Origin of the sequence: Azotobacter beijerinckii (genome assembly GCF_900110885.1) — a bacterium.
Lineage (GTDB): Bacteria > Pseudomonadota > Gammaproteobacteria > Pseudomonadales > Pseudomonadaceae > Azotobacter > Azotobacter beijerinckii.
This window is the reverse complement of record NZ_FOFJ01000045.1, coordinates 23075-29074: the sequence shown is the minus strand read 5'-3', so window position 1 is coordinate 29074 and position 6000 is coordinate 23075. Positions and strand designations below refer to the sequence as shown.

5 protein-coding genes are annotated in these 6000 nt (G+C 68.4%); 4 read left to right on the top strand and 1 reads right to left on the bottom strand.

Features of this window, described 5'->3' with window-relative positions; all coding sequences use genetic code 11:
* The coding region (locus BMY22_RS17385; protein ID WP_208599325.1) for a reverse transcriptase N-terminal domain-containing protein at positions 1–374 on the bottom strand (374 nt) is incomplete at its 3' end.
* Between the two features lie 1140 nt (positions 375–1514).
* Between BMY22_RS17385 and BMY22_RS17380 the strand changes: the two genes are divergently transcribed.
* Genes BMY22_RS17380 through BMY22_RS17365 form a run of 4 tightly spaced genes read left to right on the top strand, consistent with a single transcriptional unit; the run spans position 1515 to position 5985 of the window.
* Positions 1515–2861 carry a M16 family metallopeptidase gene (locus BMY22_RS17380; RefSeq protein WP_090624136.1) on the top strand — a complete coding sequence of 449 codons (1347 nt, stop codon included), beginning with the start codon at positions 1515–1517 and terminating at the stop codon, positions 2859–2861.
* Complete coding sequence (locus BMY22_RS17375) at positions 2854–4338, top strand: M16 family metallopeptidase (RefSeq protein WP_090624135.1); 1485 nt, start codon at positions 2854–2856, stop codon at positions 4336–4338. Before BMY22_RS17380 ends, BMY22_RS17375 begins: the two co-directional genes overlap by 8 nt.
* Complete coding sequence (gene rsmD / locus BMY22_RS17370) at positions 4339–4944, top strand: 16S rRNA (guanine(966)-N(2))-methyltransferase RsmD (RefSeq protein ID WP_090624133.1); 606 nt, start codon at positions 4339–4341, stop codon at positions 4942–4944.
* A gap of 51 nt (positions 4945–4995) precedes the next feature.
* Complete coding sequence (locus tag BMY22_RS17365; RefSeq protein ID WP_090624132.1) at positions 4996–5985, top strand: hydrolase; 990 nt, start codon at positions 4996–4998, stop codon at positions 5983–5985.
* Positions 5986–6000 lie beyond the last annotated feature (15 nt).

Below are 6000 nucleotides of genomic sequence, written 5' to 3'. Positions count from 1 at the left end.
TTTTCCTGCTTGCCGGGTTTCGGTATCCACACCCGCCGAAGCGGTTGCGGCCGATACCCTCTCTTTTCTGACAGACGCATCACGGCCTGGAACTTCAAGCGGGGCGTTGCCCATTTCTCTCCATCCACGCCTGGGGTCTTGCGACCCCGATTCTCCGTGACTCGCCGCACAGCCAGACAGCGGCCGTGGAGCGAGTGGGTCAGCATCCGTTGCAGGCGTTTAACCCTGCGCCAGTCGCCCTCCCCTGTTGCCTGCGCAATCTTCAACTGCGTTTTCCGAACGGAGGTCTGGATCTTGGCCCAATCGAGATTGTGCCAATCCGTCACCCCGTCGAAGGACGCAGACTTTGCCGGTGTTGCTGGCTGCGTTTTCATACAGTCCTCCTCAAGGTCGCGAACTCTCGAAGCGGACTGCCCCCAAGGGGTAAAGTCCGCCCCTCGGGTCGTTTTCATGCTGGAATCAGCGGTTTTCATTGCGCCTGTAGACCAGGTGCACGTCAGCCAGGGTTATCCCCTGCCGATACTTTTTCAACCGGTATACGACCCGTTACAGGTCGCCCTTCGCTTCTTGCACCGTCCCATTCCCCACACCCCTCAGCGCCCCTTGCGGGTCGCCTGCCCGTGCCGTTGCCGGCCGTTGGCGGGTGGTCGGGATTGCCACGTTCCCCGGAACGCATCGATTCCCCGTTTAGGCTCCGTCTTTCCCCCGACAGGTGTCTGGTACCGCATCGCATCCAGTGACTGCGATGACCACCTGCAGTGCCGTTTTTGGCCGAGGCCGATAATTGCCGTAGGCCCCTTTATCTTCACGAGGGTTCAGTCAGCGGTTCACGTGCGTTAGCCATGCGGGTTGGGTCACTAGCCCCCCTGTGCCCGTGCAGTTCGGACATACCGCGCGCTCCGTCACCGGATTGCGCTTCTCTGACGAGAAGGGACATTGTCGATCAGGCTTCACACCCCGGGGTTGGCCCCCGACGCATGCCGATTTAGTGAACTGGCGGGTACACGCCAGGCTCGGTACTCCCTGAACCAGCGGAGCTGAGCAATGCGATCCGGAGCTGTCGCTCCGTGCTTGGATGAAAACACCTCCGGCGTCTCACGACGGGGGCGAGGGCCAAAACAGCCGAGTCGCTCCGAAGATGAATCTTGCCCCGGAGGGCGTAATTCACCCTCGGGGGCTCTCGAAATATTTTGAAACAATCCGAGCGGCTCGGATCGTTCTTTTTCAGACGCCTAGATCAAACTTTGATCGTTTCCGACCAAATTTTGAGACGCATTTTTTCCCGTCAGACGGGGGACATGCCTCCCCGCAGGCGGGTCTTTTAGTCTGGGCAAGCCAGGTGTTTTTTTAGGCTTATTTAGGCTTCAACTCCTTGAATATCAAGGAGTTAGGCGCCACCGGGAGCTACCCCAACCAAGCCCGACACGAGTATACGTGTCGCACACGGATAGTTATCCTAGCACCTCCCCGCCCACCGGGCTAAGCTCGCGGGCCGCCCCACAGGTTCGACATCCATGAACGTGATCGCCCGCCATGCCGCCGCCCTGCTGCTCGGCATGCCGTTGACGGCGCTGGCCGCCGCCCCCCAACCGACCCACGAATACACCCTGGACAACGGCCTCAAGGTCATCGTCCGCGAGGACCACCGTGCCCCGGTAGTGGTCTCGCAGCTCTGGTACAAGGTCGGCTCCAGCTACGAAACGCCCGGCCAGACCGGCCTGTCCCACGCCCTCGAACACATGATGTTCAAGGGCAGCCGCAAGCTCGGTCCCGGCGAGTCCTCGCGGATCCTGCGCGAGCTGGGCGCCGAGGAGAATGCCTTCACCAGCGACGACTACACCGCCTACTACCAGGTACTGGCGCGCGACCGCCTGCCGGTGGCCCTGGAACTGGAGGCCGATCGCCTGGCCAGCCTGCGCCTGCCGCCGGCGGAGTTCGCGCGCGAGATCGAGGTGGTCAAGGAAGAACGCCGCCTGCGCACCGAAGACCGCCCCAGCGCCCAGGCCTACGAGCGCTTCAAGGCCATGGCCTACCCGGCCAGCGGCTACCGCACCCCGACCATCGGCTGGATGGCCGACCTCGACCGGATGAGCGTCGACGAACTGCGCGCCTGGTACCAGACCTGGTATGTGCCGAACAACGCCACCCTGGTGGTGGTCGGCGACGTCACCGGCGACGAGGTGAAGCGCCTCGCCGAACACTATTTCGGCCCCATCCCGGCCCGTCCGCTGCCGGTCGCCAAGGCCCCGCTGGAGCCGGCCGAACCGGGCGAACGGCGCCTCCGGCTGAACCTCAAGGTGCAGCTGCCGAGCCTTTTGTTCGGCTTCAACGTGCCCGGCCTGGCGACCGCCGAGAATCCCCGCGAGGCCCAGGCGCTGCGCCTGATCGCCGGCCTGCTCGACGGCGGCTACAGCGCGCGCATCCCGGCCCGTCTGGAGCGCGGCGAGGAGCTGGTGTCCGACGCCAACGCCGGCTACGACGCCTACGTGCGCGGCGACAGCCTGTTCGTCCTCAGCGCCACGCCCAACGTGCAGAAGGGTCGCAGCCTGGAAGAGGTCGAAGCCGGCCTCTGGCGCCTACTCGACGAACTCAAGGCAACCCCGCCGACCGGCGAGGAGCTGGAGCGCGTACGCGCCCAGGTCATCGCCAGCCTGGTCTACGAGCGCGACTCCATCGCCCAGCAGGCGACCACCATCGGCCAGCTGGAAACCGTGGGCCTGTCCTGGCACCTGATCGACGACGAACTGGCCGCCCTGCAGGCGGTCACCCCGCAGGACATCCAGGCCGCCGCCCGCCACTACTTCACCCGCTCGCGCCTCACCGTCGCGCACATCCTGCCCGAAGAGGCCCACCATGACTGAACGTACCCGCCTGAGCTACGGCCTGATCGGCCTGATCCTGCTGCTCCTGCTCGGCCTGCTGACCTGGCTCGCCAACCTGCCGCCGCGCCCGCCCGTCCCTGCCGGCGCCGCGCCCGCCGCCCCGGCCCGCCTGGAGTCCCTGGCCCACCTGAACGGCGAGCCGCCGGTCCATCGCGCCCTGAACATCCAGAGCTGGCGCACCGCCGAAGGTGCCCGGGTGCTCTTCGTCGAGGCCCGCCAGCTGCCGATGTTCGACCTGCGCCTGACCTTCGCCGCCGGCAGCAGCCAGGACGGCGCCAGCCCCGGCCTGGCCCTACTGACCAACGCCATGCTCAACGAAGGGGTGGCCGGCAAGGACGCGACCGCCATCGCCGAGGGCTTCGAGGGCCTCGGCGCGGAGTTCGCCAACGGTGCCTACCGCGACATGGCCGTCGCCAGCCTGCGCAGCCTGAGCGACCCGACCAAGCGCGAGCCGGCGCTCGCGCTGTTTGCCGAGGTGGTCGGCCGGCCGGAGTTCCCCGTCGACGCCCTGGCGCGGATCAAGAACCAGCTGCTGGCCGGCTTCGAGATGCGCAAGCAGAGTCCCGGCAAGCTGGCCAGCCTGGAACTCAATCGCCAGCTGTTCGGCGACCACCCCTACGCCCATCCGAGCGACGGCGACGCCGCGTCGATCGCCCCGATCGGCCGCGAGCAGCTGCAAGCCTTCCACGCCCGCGCCTACAGCGCCGCCAACGCGATCATCGCGCTGGTCGGCGACCTCTCGCGCAGCGAGGCCGAAGCCATCGCCGCGACCCTCTCCGCCAGGCTGCCGGCAGGGCCGGCGCTGGCCAAGCCGGCCGATCCGCTACCGCCCAAGCCGGGCCTGCGGCACATCGAATACCCCTCCCAGCAGACCCACCTGATGCTCGCCCAGCTCGGCATCGCCCGCGACGATCCGGACTACGCGGCGCTCTACCTGGGCAACCAGATCCTCGGCGGCGGAGGCTTCGGCGCCCGGCTGATGGAAGAGGTGCGCGAGAAGCGCGGACTGGCTTACGGGATCTACTCCGGCTTCACGCCGATGCAGGTCCGCGGCCCCTTCATGATCAACCTGCAGACCCGCGCCGACTACAGCCAGGGCACCCTGGAGCTGGTGCAGCAGCTGGTCCGCCAGTTCATCGCCGAAGGGCCGACCGAGAAGGAGCTGAAGGACGCCAAGCGCGAGCTGATCGGCAGCTTCCCGCTGTCCACCGCGAGCAACGCCGACATCGTCGGCCAGCTCGGCGCCATCGGCTTCTACAACCTGCCGCTGAACCACCTGGAGGTCTTCCTGCAGCAAGTCCAGGCACTCACCGTCGAGCAGGTGAAGACGGCCATGGCCAGGCACCTCGATCCGGACGGCTTCGTCGTGGTCAGCGCCGGTCCGACCGTCGAACAGAAACCGCTGCCGCCGCCGACCACGCCCGTCGAGCGTCCGGCCGCCACGCCGGAGCACTGAATGCGCCAGTCTCCTCACTCTCCTCGCCCGGCCGCCCGCCCTCACGGCGGCCAGGGTCAGCTGCGCATCATCGGCGGCGAGTGGCGTTCGCGGCGCTTCGCCTTCCCCGAGGCGCCGGGCCTGCGCCCGACGCCCGACCGGGTCCGCGAAACCCTGTTCAACTGGCTGGCGCCCTACATAGAAGGCGCCCGCGTGCTCGATCCCTTCGCCGGCAGCGGCGCGCTCTACCTGGAAGCCCTGTCGCGCGGCGCCGGCCAGGCACTGGCCCTGGACCTCAACGGCGAGGCCGTCGCCAGCCTGCGCCGGCACCTCGACAGCCTGCGCTGCGGCCACGGCCAGCTGCTGCAGGGCGATGCCCTGCGCTACCTGGAACACCAGTCGCCGAGCGCCTTCGACCTGGTGTTCCTCGACCCGCCGTTCCACCAGGACCTCATCGCACCGGCCTGCCGGCTGCTCGAGGAGCGCGGCTGGCTGGCCCGCGACGCCTGGATCTACACTGAAAGCGAAGCCCCGCCCTCCGGCCTCGGCCTGCCGGGCAGCTGGCGCCTGCACCGGGAAAAGCAGGCCGGCCAGGTGTATTACGCGCTGTGGCAGAGGACTGGCTGAAGCGCCAAGCGGCCCTTGGCGATGTCACGGACGAACCTGCGGGCTCCGACGATGAACGACGCGCCCTTCTGCCCCGCCTGGTGGCTTCCCGGCCCGCACCTGCAGACCCTCTGGGGACCGCTGTGCCGCCGGCAGCCGACGCTGAAACGCCAACGCGAGCGCCTGTGGCTGGCGGACGGCGACTTCCTCGATCTCGACTGGCACGGCCCGGACGATCCGCGGGTGCCGTTGGTGCTGGTGCTGCACGGCCTGAGCGGCTCCTCCCGCTCGCTCTACGTGCTCGGCCTGCAGCAAGCCCTGGCCGAGCGCGGCTGGGCCAGCGTGGCGCTGAACTGGCGCGGCTGCTCGGGCGAGCCCAACCGGCTGCCGCGGACCTACCACTCCGGCGCCAGCGACGACCTCGCCGCCGCCATCGCCCACCTGCGCAGGCTGCGCCCGCACGCCGCGCTGCATGCGGTCGGCTACTCCCTGGGCGGCAACGTGCTGCTCAAGCACCTCGGCGAGAGCGGCGCGGACTGCGCCCTGCAGGCGGCCGTGGCGGTTTCGGTGCCGTTTCGCCTGGACCAGTGCGCCGACCGCATCGGCCAGGGCTTCTCGCGGGTCTACCAGGCGCACTTCATGCGCGCCATGCGCCTCTACCTGGAAGACAAGCAGCGCCAGTTCGCCCGCCTCGGCCAGGCCGAGCATCTCGCCGCACTGGAACGCCTCGGCCCGCTGCAGGGCCTGCACACCTTCTGGGAGTTCGACGGGCGCATCACCGCGCCGTTGCACGGTTTCGCCGATGCCCGCGACTACTACCGGCGCGCCTCCAGCCGCTATTTTCTCGCCGCTATCCGCGTGCCGACGCTGATCCTCCAGGCCGCCAACGATCCCTTCGTGTCCCCCCACAGCCTGCCGCAGCCGCACGAGCTGTCGGCGAGCATCCAGTTCGAACTGCAGGCCGGGGGCGGCCACGTCGGCTTCGTCGAAGGCCCCCCGCACCGTCCCGGCCACTACCTGGAGCGGCGCATCCCCGCCTGGCTGGCCGGCGCCCCGCTCTGAACCAAGGGCCCGGCT

Bases quoted from the DNA above. Each gene is read 5' to 3' on its own strand.
- BMY22_RS17375 (WP_090624135.1), top strand. From the start codon at position 2,854: ATGACTGAACGTACCCGCCTGAGCTACGGCCTGATCGGCCTGATCCTG.
- BMY22_RS17365 (WP_090624132.1), top strand. From the start codon at position 4,996: ATGAACGACGCGCCCTTCTGCCCCGCCTGGTGGCTTCCCGGCCCGCAC.
- rsmD (WP_090624133.1), top strand. From the start codon at position 4,339: ATGCGCCAGTCTCCTCACTCTCCTCGCCCGGCCGCCCGCCCTCACGGC.
- BMY22_RS17380 (WP_090624136.1), top strand. From the start codon at position 1,515: ATGAACGTGATCGCCCGCCATGCCGCCGCCCTGCTGCTCGGCATGCCG.